13 protein-coding genes are annotated in these 14,728 nt (G+C 43.7%); 8 read left to right on the plus strand and 5 right to left on the minus strand.

The annotated features are described in order from the left end of the window. Window positions 1-118: 118 nt before the first annotated feature. Both ACED45_RS18520 and ACED45_RS18525 read left to right on the plus strand, forming a co-directional pair. Window positions 119-499, plus strand: coding sequence for a VOC family protein (locus ACED45_RS18520; RefSeq protein WP_102432870.1), 381 nt, complete (start codon window positions 119-121; stop codon window positions 497-499). A 136-nt stretch (window positions 500-635) separates the two neighbouring features. Continuing rightward, window positions 636-1,055 (plus strand): globin, encoded by a 420-nt coding sequence (locus tag ACED45_RS18525; protein ID WP_048658228.1) that lies wholly within the window; start codon window positions 636-638, stop codon window positions 1,053-1,055. A gap of 95 nt (window positions 1,056-1,150) precedes the next feature. Here ACED45_RS18525 and ACED45_RS18530 read toward each other — a convergent pair whose 3' ends face one another. After that, window positions 1,151-1,921: a DUF481 domain-containing protein gene (locus tag ACED45_RS18530; RefSeq protein ID WP_371714695.1), complete on the minus strand. Its 771-nt coding sequence runs from the start codon at window positions 1,919-1,921 to the stop codon at window positions 1,151-1,153. A gap of 139 nt (window positions 1,922-2,060) precedes the next feature. On the opposite strand from ACED45_RS18530, the gene ACED45_RS18535 reads away from it, so the two are divergent. Both ACED45_RS18535 and ACED45_RS18540 read left to right on the plus strand, forming a co-directional pair. After that, a complete protein-coding gene (locus ACED45_RS18535) occupies window positions 2,061-2,450 on the plus strand; it encodes a DUF4345 domain-containing protein (protein WP_371714696.1) in 390 nt (129 codons plus the stop codon). 9 nt (window positions 2,451-2,459) lie between these two features. Continuing rightward, window positions 2,460-3,962 (plus strand): arylsulfatase, encoded by a 1,503-nt coding sequence (locus ACED45_RS18540; protein ID WP_371714697.1) that lies wholly within the window; start codon window positions 2,460-2,462, stop codon window positions 3,960-3,962. Between the two features lie 113 nt (window positions 3,963-4,075). On the opposite strand, the gene ACED45_RS18545 is transcribed toward ACED45_RS18540, so the two are convergent. Beyond that, a complete protein-coding gene (locus ACED45_RS18545) occupies window positions 4,076-4,561 on the minus strand; it encodes an Lrp/AsnC family transcriptional regulator (RefSeq protein ID WP_019825927.1) in 486 nt (161 codons plus the stop codon). Between the two features lie 122 nt (window positions 4,562-4,683). Between ACED45_RS18545 and ACED45_RS18550 the strand changes: the two genes are divergently transcribed. Beyond that, the gene (locus ACED45_RS18550) at window positions 4,684-5,283 is read left to right on the plus strand and encodes a LysE family translocator (protein WP_016798109.1); all 600 of its coding nucleotides are present in this window, start codon (window positions 4,684-4,686) and stop codon (window positions 5,281-5,283) included. Window positions 5,284-5,427: 144 nt separating this feature from the next. Here the strand turns inward: ACED45_RS18550 and ahpF are convergent, their stop codons facing one another. Then, complete coding sequence (ahpF, locus tag ACED45_RS18555) at window positions 5,428-7,020, minus strand: alkyl hydroperoxide reductase subunit F (protein WP_371714698.1); 1,593 nt, start codon at window positions 7,018-7,020, stop codon at window positions 5,428-5,430. Window positions 7,021-7,428: 408 nt separating this feature from the next. Here ahpF and ACED45_RS18560 point away from each other — a divergent pair, with 408 nt between their 5' ends. Then, entirely contained in the window at window positions 7,429-8,724 is a 1,296-nt protein-coding gene (locus ACED45_RS18560) for a tyrosine-type recombinase/integrase (protein WP_371714699.1), read from the plus strand. Window positions 8,725-8,781: 57 nt separating this feature from the next. On the opposite strand, the gene ACED45_RS18565 is transcribed toward ACED45_RS18560, so the two are convergent. Then, a complete protein-coding gene (locus tag ACED45_RS18565; RefSeq protein WP_371714700.1) occupies window positions 8,782-9,723 on the minus strand; it encodes a competence protein CoiA family protein in 942 nt (313 codons plus the stop codon). Window positions 9,724-9,864: 141 nt separating this feature from the next. Here ACED45_RS18565 and ACED45_RS18570 point away from each other — a divergent pair, with 141 nt between their 5' ends. Further along, the gene (locus tag ACED45_RS18570) at window positions 9,865-12,201 is read left to right on the plus strand and encodes a TOTE conflict system archaeo-eukaryotic primase domain-containing protein (RefSeq protein WP_371714701.1); all 2,337 of its coding nucleotides are present in this window, start codon (window positions 9,865-9,867) and stop codon (window positions 12,199-12,201) included. 242 nt (window positions 12,202-12,443) lie between these two features. Here the strand turns inward: ACED45_RS18570 and ACED45_RS18575 are convergent, their stop codons facing one another. Beyond that, window positions 12,444-13,772 (minus strand): ATP-binding protein, encoded by a 1,329-nt coding sequence (locus ACED45_RS18575; RefSeq protein WP_371714702.1) that lies wholly within the window; start codon window positions 13,770-13,772, stop codon window positions 12,444-12,446. Window positions 13,773-14,131: 359 nt separating this feature from the next. Here ACED45_RS18575 and ACED45_RS18580 point away from each other — a divergent pair, with 359 nt between their 5' ends. Continuing rightward, on the plus strand, window positions 14,132-14,278 hold the full coding sequence (locus ACED45_RS18580) for a hypothetical protein (protein ID WP_371714703.1): 147 nt from the start codon (window positions 14,132-14,134) through the stop codon (window positions 14,276-14,278). Window positions 14,279-14,728 lie beyond the last annotated feature (450 nt).

Genomic DNA, 14,728 nt, shown 5'->3' on the forward strand with positions numbered 1-14,728 from the left:
TCTATATGTGTTATCACTTGATAGAGCAGTGGTGGCAGGGGTAGGGGTATCTCGTCTAGACAAAGCGGAATTAAGGGTCTAGTTTAGGTGGTTCTTTCAATAAAAGAAGAGGTTAGTTATGTTCAGCCATGTTTTTCTCGGTACCGAAGATATTGAACGCGCGAAGTGTTTTTATGACCCCATCATGAAAGTACTTGGTTATAACGAAGGCTCAGTTGATCCCAAAGGGCGCTGTGTTTACGTTAGCCAAACGGGCGTGTTGGGCTTAACGAAGCCGATTGATGGCCTGCCTGCAACGCACGGCAACGGCATGACGGTGGGTTTTCTGGCGTCTTCTCCTGAAGTTGTAGATGAGTGGCATCGGGTTGGCGTCGAAAATGGCGGTACCAGTATTGAAAACGGCCCCGGAGCGAGAGGTTCTGACGAGCGTCGCTTGTACATGGCTTATTTGCGAGATCCTGATGGAAACAAGATCTGTGCAACTCACTTTATGCCATAGTTTACGTTATGCCACCGTTTATTTTATGCCACAGTGGCGTATACTTAGATCATGTTGATGGTTCGGAGTTGGCGAAGTCGCGGCTCTGAACTTATTAGCTTTCTGAATACTCAAAATTTTGCAAAGGTTCAGCTAAATGACATCGAACGAACTGTTTTATGAAAGCTTTGAGCGCTGCCGGATCGACCAAGAATTTCTCGAAACGTTTTTGGCGGATTTTTGCGAGCATAATCCAAGGTTTTCAGAGCGTTTCGAAAAGATAGGGTTAGAGCAACAAACCAAGATGCTTAAAGCCTCGATCATTCTTATCTACAACTCTGCTGGTCTGCCGAGCGTGCGTAACTCAGTAAAGAAATTGGGTAAAAGGCATAAAGACTTAGGGCTGGATATTTCCGAAACTGAGCTCAACGAGTGGTTCAATTCGTTACTCAATACGGTTAAAAAATACGACCCTCACTATGATGAAAGCGTCGAACAAGCTTGGACAGAAACTCTCGAAGCAGGCTTAACTATCATGAAGAAAGAGTGTGTTGTGCCAGGTTCTGTGAATCAATAGTTAAGTCACCAGCAGCTTTTCTTGAAAGGTAGATTTCGTTTGAGAGGTAAGTCATGAATCAGGCTTACCTCAATTCTCAATTTTTTGACTCATCATTAAAAATGAGCAGCCCAACCAATCAGGAATCCTTGCGATGCGGTATCGTATTCAAAGGTTCCTTTGTTTTCGTAATCAACCCAGGTCGATTTATAGGCAATATTTAAGTCAGACCAACTGTTTATCTGGTATCGTACGCCAGTTAATAGGGAAGAGGTAAAGTCGGTGTCGCTACCAAGCCCTGCATCCATGGTTGCGTGAAACTTCCAATCCTTATTGATCTGCGTAATCCATCTCACACCTACTTGGTAGTCAACCCATTCTTCATCAAGTGATCGGTCGACACTTAACCTACCACCTGAACCGTAAAGCTTGGTATCAATGTCGTTATCCCACCAACGAAGCCCAAACAGATAATCAATCGTGCCAAAATCGTATTGGTAGCGCTTAAAACCCTTCACATCTAAAACACCTTGTCGGATATCAAGGTTGCCTCTTAATAACTCTGCGTTGGATCCTAATACCGAGTTTGTTTTTCCGCTTAGTTTCATGAAGCTGTAGTCAATGTAATAGCCCCATTGATTGTCATAGACACCCTCTAAACGCACCATTACGGTCATATCAAGATGATCCATGATGAATGAAGGATCAACATCAACATCTGCTGACAAATTACCAATGGTGCTATCTCCACGAATATTGAGTGCGAGCGCGTAAATTTCGAAGCTATGTTGCCACTTTTTTGTATCCGCTTGTTCGTTTGCTTCCTGAGCATTTACGGTTGAACTGGCAGCCAATGCTGATGCGAGTAGGTAACGCCATTTAGCCATATTGATATCCCTATATTCGATGTGAAATTGCGCCTTAATGAATGAGTGGATCTTTGATTTACTTTGCTTATATGCAACTTGTATATCTCTGATTGTAGACTATGTTTTTTTTAAAGAGCCAAACTTTGAGAGTAAGGGTATGAAGCCACAAAGTATTTTCTTGTTAGTTGCTGTTGTGGGACTAACACCTATTGCGTTGTCTTATGGCTATGCGCCAGTTGTCTCTCTTGATTACCTTTTTGGGATCGATGCTAGCCCCATCAATGTGACTCATATCTTTCGTGCAGTGATGGGGCTTTATTTGGCTCTGGCGTTGTTTTGGGTGTTTGGCGCACTGTTCAAAAAGTATCGACTGCCAGCGCTCTATAGTTTGGTGGTATTCATGTTGGGCTTGGCTGCTGGTCGAGTCATCAGTTTGGTTGTGGATGGTATGCCTCACTGGCTACTTTTTGTTTATCTAATATTGGAGTTGGGCTTTGGTTTAGTTGGTTTAAAAATGATTCATAAAGAGCAATCTGAAACAGTATAAGGACATTCTATGAAAAGGATTTTCCATCTTCTTATTCTGAGTGTGTTGAGTAGCTTTTCGCTATCAGCATGGTCAGCTCAAGAGCAGCCAAATATCTTTGTTATCTTCACTGATGATGTGGGGATCTCAAACCTAAGTGCCTATCACAATGGCGTGATGAGCAGTGAAACACCAAATATCGACAGCATTGCCGAGAAGGGCATGTTACTCACCGATTACTACGCTCAACCTTCGTGTACCGCGGGTCGTTCAGCCTTCTTAACTGGGCAGTTACCAGTACGAACAGGCATGCACTCCGTTGGCTTACCTGGTGGGCCTGTGGGTTTGAGTGCGGATACCCCAACGCTTCCAGAAATGCTCAAGAGCATGGGCTATGTGACGGGGCAATTTGGTAAAAACCACTTAGGTGACCGAGACGAATTTTTACCAACTATGCATGGTTTTGATGAGTATTGGGGCTGGTTGTATCACCTGAATGCAATGGAATACACCGAAGACCCTGATTGGCCAAAAGATGGCTCGTTAGATGCCTTCGCACCTCGTAACGTGATTTACGCGAAATCGGACGGCAAGGGCGGTCAAACCATTGAAGACGATGGTGCATTGTCGATAGAACGTATGCGTACACTGGATGACGAAGTCAATAAACACGCGATCAACTTCATCGAAAGGGCGGTTGAAGCGGATAAACCGTTCTTCACTTGGTACTGTCCATCACGTGGTCACGTTTGGACGCACCTTTCTGAAGAGTATGAAGCCATGCTTGGCCAGAACGGCTGGGGACTGCAAGAAGTGGTCATGAAAGATCTCGATGATCACGTTGGTGAGATGCTTTCCAAAATGGAAGAGCTCGGCATTGCAGATAACACCATCATCATTTTCACGGCCGATAATGGCCCAGAAATCATGACATGGCCAGATGGCGGTATGACACCATTCCATGGCGAAAAAGGCACAACATGGGAAGGTGGTGTTCGTGCTCCTGCATTGGTGAGTTGGCCGGGCAAAATCCCAGCTGGCAGTGTCGGTAATGGCATCTTTGATGGTATGGATTGGTTGCCAACACTGATTGCAGCGGCGGGTGGTCCAACAGACCTGAAAGAGAAAATGCTGAAAGGTCACGATGGCTTTAAAGCGCATCTCGATGGTTACAACCAAGTCGATATGTTGACGGAAAAAGGCGAGTCGAACCGTAAAGAGATTTACTATTACGAGCGAGATAAGCTACAAGCCGTTCGAGTAGGAGATTGGAAGGCACACTTCGTGGTTCAGAATCACGGTTGGAGTGGCCCGAAAGAAGAACTTAACGCACCACTATTGTTCAACCTGCGTCGTGATCCTTACGAGCGAGCAGCTGAAGAGTCTGGAATGTACTTGAAATGGATGGGACAGAAAATGTGGGCATTTGGCCCTGCTCAAGCCGCTATTCAGCAACACTTAGCAACCTTCGAAGAGTGGCCGCCAGTCACACCAGAATCTCCGGCTGAGAAAACCGGTGGTGTGGGGAATTAACGTATGCTCATTTCCTAGAACCTAAATAAACAAAGCCCAGCCCCTAAGTTTTAGAAATCTAGGGAGCTGGGCTTTTGTTTTGCTGAAAGAACAGGGCAGTCAGGAGAAGTGAACTAGTCCTCAAGAGGAAGCTGATAGCTGTTTTTTAGTTCTTTCACTGAGATGTTGGATTGAATCGCACTCACGCCTTTTACTCGTCTTATTGAGCTAATACGCTCAAAGTACTCTTCCAAATCTTTTGCTAACACTTGCACCATATAGTCGGCACCGCCAGCAATGCAGTGACACATCGGAATCCAATCGGTAACGGCGACAAACTCTTCGAACGGTTCTGTGTTTTCAACTTCGTGGTTACCCAAGGTCACAAGAGTAAAGCCTGCTACATGAAAACCCAGCTTTTTGCGGTTTAGCTTCGCTGCGTAACCATCGATATAACCCGTCTCTTCCATGCGTTTCCAACGGCGCCAGCATGGGGTTTCGCTGAGGTTTACCTTCTCGGCGAGTTTACTGTTACTCATGCGCCCGTCTTGTTGGATATGTCCTAAGATGGCGATATCTGTGTCATCTAACACTTCTTTGGTGGATTCTTTCTGTTTCATAGCTATTTTGGAAAAGTCTTGCTCAAATTTGGCTTAATATTAGCCTATATAGCAATTTAATTCCTAGTCGAATCTGTAAACTCTCTCCCTATAAATACTTTACTTATTAGGAGTGAGAGGAAATGAGCTCTCAATTAATGCTGGCGTTCTTGCTATTTTCAACATCAATTGCAATTACCCCTGGGGCAGGCAATATCGCATTACTTGGGATTTCAAGTCGTTATGGGTTTGCTGCGACTTTACCTTTTATCTCTGGAAACGCTGTTGGCATCATCATCGTACTGGCGGGTTCTAGTGTTGGTTTGGTGAGCCTATTTACCCTTTATCCAGAGCTATACAACATTTTGAAATACGCGGGTGCGGCTTATTTGCTGTTCATGGCGTGGTCGATTGCGAACATGCAAATCGAAGAAAGCACTACCGACAATCGTTCAGGTTTCATGTCTGGTGTGCTGGTGCAGGTGTTAAACCCTAAAGGTTGGATTGCTTCGTTAACTGTGTTTTCTCAGTTCATCACTCCGAACGCAGACTATCTGATTCAAGTGGTGACCATTATTGCTGGCATGGTGATCACGGGTGTACCGTGCATGTTGGTGTGGGCTTATTGCGGCACTATGCTTAAAAAGTTGCTGCAATCACCAAAACAGATGATGTTTGTGAACCGCTGCTTGGGTGGAAGCTTAGCAATGGTGGTGGCCTTTATGCTTTATCAACCGGCATAAATCACAAAGAAAAAACCACTCCTAAATCCATAGGAGTGGTGTCTAAATGTCGACTAAGTCGTTAACAGTAAAGAATTAAGTTAACAAATATTTAAGGAACTTGAGTTAAAAGCTTTTAAGCCTAGAAGCTTTTAAGTGTAAAGATTAAGCGGTTTCAGTCTCTTTAACCGGAGCTGAGTTACGGATTAGGTGGTCAAATGCACCTAAACTTGCTTTAGCACCTTCACCCATCGCAATGATGATCTGTTTGTAAGGTACGGTTGTTACGTCACCCGCTGCAAATACACCTTTCATTGATGTTGCACCATGAGCGTTAATCTCAATCTCACCGCGTGGTGATAGTTCTACCTTCGTTCCCTTCAACCATTCGCTGTTTGGCATTAGGCCGATTTGAACAAAGATACCCGCGAGTTCAATCTGTTTCAGCTCATCGGTGTTGCGGTCTTTGTATTCCAGACCGGTTACGCGGTTGCCATCACCCAACACTTGTGTCGTTTGAGCCATCTTAATGATTTCGATGTTTGGCGTTGCGTTCGCTTTGTCGATAAGTACTTGGTCAGCGCGTAGCGTGTCTGCAAATTCAAGTACGGTTACGTGTTCCACGATACCTGCTAGGTCAATAGCGGCTTCAATACCTGAGTTACCGCCACCGATAACCGCTGTTTTCTTACCTTTGAACAGTGGGCCGTCACAGTGTGGGCAGTAAGCAACGCCTTTGTTGCGGTACTCTTGCTCGCCTGGAACGTTCATTTCACGCCAGCGTGCACCCGTACTTGTGATGACAGTGCGAGCTTGCAGTGTTGCGCCGCTCTCTAGCTCAACGTGGATGTAGCCATCTTCCGTGTCTTCTGCAGCAATGATGTTGGCAGCGCGCTGCTCAGTCATTACTTCAACACCGTACTCTTTTACGTGCTCTTCTAGGCTAGCCACTAGCTTAGGACCCGTTGTTGCTTTCACTGAGATAAAGTTCTCAATCGCCATTGTATCCATGACTTGGCCACCGAATCGGTCTGCAACCACGCCAGTACGTATACCTTTACGTGCTGCATAAATTGCTGCTGAAGAACCAGCAGGGCCACCACCGACAACTAATACATCAAATGGTGCTTGTTGATTTAGGTTTGCCGCTTTCTTTTCTGCTGCGCCTGAGTCAACTTTGTTAAGGATTTCTGCCAATGACATACGGCCTTGACCAAATAGCTCACCGTTAATAAACACGCTTGGTACCGCCATGATGTCGCGAGACTTCACTTCTTCTTGGAATGCCGCGCCGTCGATCATCGTTGTCTTAACCAGAGGATTAATCGCCGACATCATATTGAAGGCTTGAACCACTTCTGGACAGTTTTGGCATGAGAGCGAGATAAAAATCTCTACATTAAGCTCTTGATCGAGTTCTTTAATTTGCTCGATTACGTCCGCTTCAAGCTTGATAGGGTGACCACCACTATGAAGCAGTGCTAGAACCAGTGACGTAAATTCGTGACCCATTGGCAAACCGGCAAAACCGATCGCGGTGCCTTTCTCTTGGTTCACGACCTGCATGATAGGGCTGCGAGTGCTTGCGCTGTCATCGCGAGTCACTTCAATTTTATCGGTTAAAGACGAGATGTCATTTGCCAGATCTTGAAGTTTGTTCGCGGTGTCGCTGCCATCCAGGCTAAGCACTAACTGAACATTGGTTTTTAGGTTTTCTAGGTATGCTTTTAGCTGCTGCTTCATTGCTTGATCTAACATAATCGTGCCTGCTCTTAAATTCTGTGTCTTGGTATTGACCAATACCTTCTTGCTGAAAAAGGAAAATAAAAAGGGGGCGCAAGTCGGCAAATATTGTGGTGTTGATGTTTTGAAAGGGTGGCGCGCGACTGCCCTTTAGGAGAGGTGGAAATTAGCTTTTAGGGAGATTTTTTAGATTATAACGGCCTTTCAATATACTTTTAAATTCAAAGGCTTATTGGATCTTGTCGTGTTTTTTAGTTTCTCTGCATTTCATAGTACTTCACGCTAACTTGACCCGTTACTTGACCCAATATTCACTGCAAAATTGGTAAAGTTACTTGTCAATATGGTTCGTTGTATTTAATGAATCTATGGTCAAAGTCTTCATTTCTGCACAATACCCATAATTAATTTAGGTAGTACTTTATGGGAACGACACTTACACAGACAAAGATCAATGGCGTAAAACCGAAGAAAAGCAATGCATACTATATTTGGGATAAAAATGGGGAGAGAGGCTCGGGTGTTCTGGGAGTAAAGATTACTCCATCAGGGAATAAGCTCTATTACTTCAGGTATATAGTCGGAGGAAAATCAAAGTTCATAAAACTGGGGTCAGTCTCGGGAATGAGTCTTAAAACTGCCCGAGAACATCGAGTGGAACTTTCTGCTCTTTTGGCTAGTGGTATAGATCCAAAGGAAAAAATGGAGAATGACAAGCGCAAAGCCGAAGAGGAGCGACGTCGTCAACAAGCGCATGGGACTTTCGCTGACCTTCTAAATGTGTTTTTTGAACATCTTTCATCAAAACACAAAGACCCAGAACAGCGAAAGCGTTGTCTAAGCCGATATGAACGGCATGTTAAGTATTATATTGAAGGCCAGATTGCACCTGAACGTAGGGTTAATACAATCACTAAACAGGACATACTTGCTCTTCTCGGGAGAATCACACCTTCGGCTCCTGTTCAGGCAGACAAGATTAGAAGCATCCTTCACAAGATGTTTGAATTAGCCATTGACTTTGATGACGACCCTGCTAATTACCAAAAGAACTTGAGGTTCTTCACTCAAGTTAATCCAGTAAGCCGAATCAAGAAACAGAACAAAAGTAAGCCTGGACGAAGAAGTTTATCACTTCATGAGATCCAAAGGTTCATGGATCCAAATAATGAGAAGTACTTCGACAAGCGTATATTTTTATTGCTCAAGATGTCGATTTTTCTTGGTGGGCAGCGACCACTTGAGCTACTTCTTTCCAAGCGCTCATCATTTATAGGCTCTGATGACATACTAGTACTAGAGGAGAGTTGTACCAAGACCTCGGTAGCGAATGTTCTACCAATCGGACAGAGTGTTCAGTCGATGATCGATGAAGTTGATAGCCTTCGTTTTATTGACGAGAGTGAGAACCCACTACTTTTTTCTGCATCTAATAGTATGGGGCATGTTGATCCAAGCTACGTAGCAAAACAGTTAAGGGAGTTCTGTATAACTACAGGTTTTCAGAAGTTTACTCCCAGGGATCTTCGGCGTTCAGTCAAAAATATAATGCTTGAACTCGACATTAGGCGAGATATAACGAATTATATTCAAAATCACTCGTTTGGAGACGTAGCTGAGGCACATTACATCACTTATGAGTTCATGACACAGAAGAAGACAGCCTTGTCATTGCTTGAGAGCAAACTGACTCAAATACCCCCAGCCAAAGCAAATTAACAATCGGCTATTTTAAATGGAAAGCTACTGAGGCTGCACTTATGGACTTATGGTGCCTCAGTCCTTTCTTTCTAATTCACTGGCATACAAGTGGCTATGACATTTGGGGCAGGTAGGTTGCCCTGGCAGTGAAGCTTGCCATTGGCAGTTACATATGATGCATTCGAATGTTGCTGTTCTTTTGGATATCGGTGGCGGAGGAGCTATCGGTTTGCTTCTTGGCGTAAGCCAAGGGTCGTTGTGTAGAGAGGATGAACGGCCTCTAGAACTAGAATGACTAGTTCTAGAGTGAGGTTTGGGTTGATAGCTAGCGATAGCCGAGTTTAAACGTTGATATGCTGCTTTCTGCATTGACGCTTTTCGTGGATGAAATACCCAACTCTTAGATGGCAGGTCATTTTGTAGAAAGTGCTTCAGCCTATCTAGTTGTCGAGTTCCAGATCTATCTTCTTTGAATAAGTGGTGTGTATCATCGAGTTTAATTTCTAGCACGCCACTTTGTTGGTTGTTCGAGGCATCAAGCTCAGTAGGGAGTGGGCGATTTGGGTGGGTAAAATAGATGGCAAAAGAAAAATCCTTAACCTTACCAACAATGTCGACAATGCAATTTGAAAACGGAACTTCCTTATGGACGTCATTTAGTTCGATAGTTGATTGCTTTGCTACCAGAAACTCTTCTTTGAAGTGAGCTCCTTTAGCCTGGCGATCTACAGTGCACGTGAATTCTGGGAGATCAATCCGAATCCCAGTTTCAATAACTTGCCTTGCCATCATTCTGACGGAAACAAAGAAGGAAAAGTCACACTCCTTATCAGTTTTATCTACTTTGCGTGTTGCATGGGCAAAGTGCCACTGCTTCTCTTCTCCCTGTCGGGCTATGAGTGGAGTGTGACAAGATGGGCAAATACAGCCACACTTCTTTCCGCGAGCTACATCAGAGACATCCACAAAGGAGTGGTCTTCGATTCTCAAGCCAAAAGGAACGTGTTGCAGTGTCATGTTGCGTTATGCTGTCTATTGTTGGGGTGTTGGTATCATAATAAGCTAGAAAGCTTGGTCAATATGTTAGGCAGTTAGCAATAATGCTTATGGATGAACATGTACTGATTTGTGTTGTCGGACTTGCCGCTGGGATTAAATATGGATGAGCTTGAAAGGATTGAACAGCAGATCTTAGAGTTGAAGGTAAAGTTAAACTATTTAGAACAGCGCCGCCAATCTTTGCTATCTCAAAGTCCTAGTTTGGTGGCGAGTATCTCAAAGGAGTATTCTCCAGAACAGAAAATTGCTCTATTTAAGAGTTACTTTAAAGGGAATGAACATTGTTATGCTCATCGTTGGCAGAATAACAAAGGGAGGAGTGGTTATGCAGTCGCTTGCCATAATGAGTGGCAGCAAGGGCTCTGTAACAAGCCTAAAGTTAAATGTTTGGAGTGTCCCAATCAGGCGTTCAAATCACTAGATGAAGAAGCGATCTACAGTCACCTAGTAGGACAGGAAGTTATTGGCTTATACCCAATGCAACCAAACAATACATGTTGGTTGCTAGCTGTTGATTTCGACAAAAGCGATTGGCAATTAGCATCAAGAGCTTATGTCGATGCATGTCAACAGAATGGAATTGATTGTCTACTAGAGCGTTCAAGATCTGGGAATGGTGCACACGTATGGGTTTTCTTCGAGCAAGCCATAAAAGCCAAGCTAGCTCGTCAGATGGGCTTTTTCCTCTTAGATGAAGCGATGAAAATTCATGGCGCTCTATCTTTTGAGTCTTATGATAGGTTTTTCCCTAACCAAGATGTTCTGCCAGCAGGGGGCATCGGTAATCTAATAGCTTTGCCACTGCAAAAACAATCACGTTCATGCGGAAACTCGACATTTGTTGATCAGTCATTTGTAGCTTTTGTTGATCAATGGGTTGCTCTGGCTTCAACACAGCGTGTCCCACCTGTAAAAGTTGAGGAGCTTTTGAACTATTATGAACACCAAGAGCAAACATCGGTTGATAGTGCTCAACAAGCCCCTTGGGAGCGCTCTATATCAATAAGGAGTGCTTTAGAGGGATGTCCTGAAGTGTTGCAAGTGGTCATCGCTAATAGACTCTATATCCCACTGTCTAGTCTTCCGAACCCTTTAATCGCTCAGTTAAAGAAAATTGCATCTTTCTCAAATCCAAAGTTCTTCAAAGCTCAGGGATTACGCTTGTCGACAAATGGCATTGCTCGGTTTATTTGTCTAGCGGAGATAGACAGTGGCTACTTGAGTTTGCCTAGAGGGTGTTTGGATGATTTAGAGGATATCTGTTCTTCTTATGGTATTTCATTACAGCTAGAAGATAAGAGGGTCAAAGGGAAACAACTAGCGGCCATCACATTTGTAGGTTCTCTGCGTTCTGCACAACTTAAAGCTGTCGATAAACTTCTTCAGTATGATAATGGTGTGCTTCATGCGCCGACAGCGTTCGGCAAAACGATTACCGCGATTGGCCTGATATGCCAAAGGAAGATTAATACTTTAGTGCTGGTTCACAATAAACAACTCGTCGAGCAGTGGGAAGAGAGATTAAAGGTCTTTGCTCAGGGTGTTGAGGTTGGTGTATGGACTGGAAGCAAGAAGAAGCCCACGGGGCAGATCGATATTGCGACGTATCAAAGTTTGGTCAATAGAAGTGACAACAGCGTTAATAAATTAGTTCAGGGTTATGGGCAAATAATCGTCGATGAGTGCCATCATTTATCCGCACCTCAATTTGAACGAGTTTTATCTGAATCCCATGCCAAGTTTATTGTTGGTATAAGTGCTACCTTAGAGCGACGAGACGGGCATCAACCGATTATCTTTATGCAGGCGGGTAAGGTTAGGCATAGCATTAAGTCCGATCAAGGAGCTCGGTTAGTTCAGCGATTGGAAAAGAAAGTCTTATCATTTGAAGTCCCTCTAAATTTGGTTTCTGATGAGCCTAAACCGCATATTTCCGATGTATATCGCTGGTTGATGCTGCACTCTGAACGTAACAAGGTCATAGTTGATGACATCAAAAATGAAGTTGCTAAAGGAAAAGTTCCCATTGTATTAACAGAGCGAAGAGAGCACGCCAATATCATTTCTAGGATGTTAGAGGATACTGGACTTAACCACCAAATGCTTGTTGGAGCTATGAAGAAAAAGCAGCAAGCGGAAGTTATGGCAAAACTAGCAACCACCGAAGTACTTGTTGCTACTGGGCGCTTTATCGGAGAAGGCTTCGACTTACCTAGATTAGATACGCTGATATTGGCACTGCCAGTATCCTGGAAAGGTTCGCTTATTCAGTATGTGGGGCGAATTCAGCGTGAGTTTGAAGGGAAAGATGAAGTTAAAGTTATCGACTACGTCGACTCGAAAATCCCAATGTTGTCGAGGATGTTTAAGAAAAGAGAGAAAGGTTATCGCGCGTTGGGTTTTGAGGAGGCTCCAGAAGAGGGACTGTTAATATAGCTTATGCCCAAACCTTGTCGGTTTGAATAGGTCGAGTTAGTTTCATTACCGCTATCCGCAGCAAAAAAAAGAAATGTTTCCTCATGATTGTAGGCTGATCCATGAAGAAACATTGATACTGGTTCGTAAAGTGCGGTTCACAATTTACGAACTGAGAAGTTTTTATCGCTTGAACTTCAGTGACACACGTAAGTGGCAACCTCTGGAACATGCGTTAGCACACATACTCATACCTCCAGCCTTCACTCATCGCCCCTCTTCAGGTGCTCAAGCAAGTATTCCGTGTAGTACAAAGGCATAACAATGTGTTCTGTTCCTGATGCTGGAGATCCTTGAGTTCCCGTCAGCTTAATGGTTTTGTGAGGGCTGCACTTCTCAATATAGGATTGCAGTGATTTCGCTCGGGTACGCTTTCCGCTTTTTACCTCGACGGGGATGATGCGACCTAGATCATCAGAAACTATAAACTCAATTTCTGCTCGAGCATCTCTCCAAGAGTAGCAGGGCTCAGATCCCATTGCTGCGAGCTCTTGTTGTACATAATTCTCAGCGATATAGCCTTTGTTATCATAGCTCTGTAGCTTCATTTCACGGTAGCTAGTGCCAAGCATATGGTTAAGTAGTCCAACATCGAAGAGGAACAGCTTAATGATGTTTTCTTTCTTATGTGCTGACAATGGAGCTCTTGGCTGTCCATCGATTTGGTGGTTCTTTAAAATGAGTTTGCACTTATGAAGCCAGGAAATAGCACTTTCATACTCTGCATACCGTGATTTGTGCTCATGGACACCCTTGAACCTAAAACGCTTGACGGAGTCGTCATACACCGAGGAAAGTTGAGCGGGAACATTTTTAAAAACAGACTCTATTAACTGCGAATCAATCTTGCCACAGTATTTTCCGAAGTCACGCATGTAACCTTCGATTAAGTTTCTATGTACCTCTGATACTGTTTCGAGACGTTTAATAATACTGAGTTCAGAGTTTTCGAACCATGACCTAACGGCCTCAGGCATGCCGCCAACGAAGTGGTAATCGGTAAGAAGATCTAACAGTTTTGTGTGTGCAGCAGGCGAACTCAATTGTTTTTCAAAAGCTTTTTGCAGAGCACTTTCACCAGATGCCCAGACAAACTCCTTAAAGGTTAAGGGCCTTAAGTTATACAGTTCAACCTTGCCCACAGGAAAAGACGTGATTAAGCCGATGTTGGAACTACTCGCAGCAATATATGCCTCAGGGGCTTTTTCAGCAAAGTACTTAAGAGATATCAAGGCTCTTGGACATTCGCCGATTTCATCAAGGATGAGAAGATCTGTTGAAGGATTGAAGACTTCTCCTGTAAGTAGCTCAATATTCGTAAGAATGTCATCTGGAGATAGAGATGCAGAGAAAGCCTCCATGAACTCAGGGCTTTCTAAGAAGTCAATTCTTAGAACGTTTTCAAAGGTTTTGCCGAGCAATTTTTGCAATAAGAATGTTTTCCCTGTTTGTCTAGCACCATCAATAAGTAAAGGCTTTCTAGTCTTCTTATTCTTCCACGCGAGTAGGTTGTCAAGTAATGCTCGTTTCATCTAGCCCCCTTTCGAAAAATGTGTCTTCAATACCTAGTTACACTATTATGCGCAATAAACAGTGGTTTTTGTCATTTTTATGCGCACAAAAATGTAAAGTAATCTACATTTATGCGATTTAATAGCTCACTTTGTGGTAGAGAGAAGGTAAGCTTAATAGGCTAAAATTTGTCTGGTATGTATCAAATTTGGACTCTTCAGTTAATAGGATGGGTATGGAGTACTGTAAAGTGGCATTGGTCATCACTAAGCAAATGAATATCAGAGAAGTGTTAGATCAACTAGCCAGAACAAAATTCAAAGCTACTTGTGCTGTTCAATTTGAATGGGATTAAAGTCAATTTTCTGTAGACAATGGGATGAACAATGTACGTGCAGTGATCGATGAAAAGAGGGAGCTTATTTTATTTTGTTGCCGCTATCCGCATTACATCAATATAGTGGAAGAACTGGTAAGCGAGTTTGCAGGTGAACTGGCATTATCGATCGAGAATCCAGACGTTTAGTTTGTTTAAATCTATTGAAATACTTCACGCTAGACCTCTAGCGTGATTTTTGAGCTCATCCATTCTGGCAATTGTAAGGGCAATACCATCAGTTCGTAGTGTCTCCCACGAATGGGAGACTATCTTTTGGCGCTAGACCTCTAGCGTGACTTTTTGAGTTCGTTCATTCTGGCAATTGTAAGGGTAATACCATCAATTCGTAGTGTCTCCCACGAATGGGAGACTGTCTTGCGGCGCTAGACCTCTAGCGTTATTTCTTGAGCTTATTTACTTTGGCAATCGGCAGGGTAGTGCCATTGATGCGTAATGTCTCCCACGAATAGGAGACTATCTTTTGGCGCTAGACCTCTAGCGTGATTTTTTGAGTTCATTCTGGCAATTGTAAGGGTAATACTATCAATTCGTAGTGTCTCCCACGAATGGGAGACTGTCTTGCGGCGCTAGACCTCT

This window comes from Vibrio crassostreae (assembly GCF_041439375.1).
Taxonomy (GTDB): domain Bacteria; phylum Pseudomonadota; class Gammaproteobacteria; order Enterobacterales; family Vibrionaceae; genus Vibrio; species Vibrio crassostreae_D.

Excerpts from the sequence above, each read along its gene's own strand:
- ACED45_RS18520 (WP_102432870.1), top strand. The coding sequence starts at position 119 with ATGTTCAGCCATGTTTTTCTCGGTACCGAAGATATTGAACGCGCGAAG.
- ACED45_RS18525 (WP_048658228.1), top strand. The coding sequence starts at position 636 with ATGACATCGAACGAACTGTTTTATGAAAGCTTTGAGCGCTGCCGGATC.
- ACED45_RS18530 (WP_371714695.1), bottom strand. The coding sequence starts at position 1,921 with ATGGCTAAATGGCGTTACCTACTCGCATCAGCATTGGCTGCCAGTTCA.
- ACED45_RS18535 (WP_371714696.1), top strand. The coding sequence starts at position 2,061 with ATGAAGCCACAAAGTATTTTCTTGTTAGTTGCTGTTGTGGGACTAACA.
- ACED45_RS18540 (WP_371714697.1), top strand. The coding sequence starts at position 2,460 with ATGAAAAGGATTTTCCATCTTCTTATTCTGAGTGTGTTGAGTAGCTTT.
- ACED45_RS18545 (WP_019825927.1), bottom strand. The coding sequence starts at position 4,561 with ATGAAACAGAAAGAATCCACCAAAGAAGTGTTAGATGACACAGATATC.
- ACED45_RS18550 (WP_016798109.1), top strand. The coding sequence starts at position 4,684 with ATGAGCTCTCAATTAATGCTGGCGTTCTTGCTATTTTCAACATCAATT.
- ahpF (WP_371714698.1), bottom strand. The coding sequence starts at position 7,020 with ATGTTAGATCAAGCAATGAAGCAGCAGCTAAAAGCATACCTAGAAAAC.
- ACED45_RS18560 (WP_371714699.1), top strand. The coding sequence starts at position 7,429 with ATGGGAACGACACTTACACAGACAAAGATCAATGGCGTAAAACCGAAG.
- ACED45_RS18565 (WP_371714700.1), bottom strand. The coding sequence starts at position 9,723 with ATGACACTGCAACACGTTCCTTTTGGCTTGAGAATCGAAGACCACTCC.
- ACED45_RS18570 (WP_371714701.1), top strand. The coding sequence starts at position 9,865 with ATGGATGAGCTTGAAAGGATTGAACAGCAGATCTTAGAGTTGAAGGTA.
- ACED45_RS18575 (WP_371714702.1), bottom strand. The coding sequence starts at position 13,772 with ATGAAACGAGCATTACTTGACAACCTACTCGCGTGGAAGAATAAGAAG.
- ACED45_RS18580 (WP_371714703.1), top strand. The coding sequence starts at position 14,132 with ATGAACAATGTACGTGCAGTGATCGATGAAAAGAGGGAGCTTATTTTA.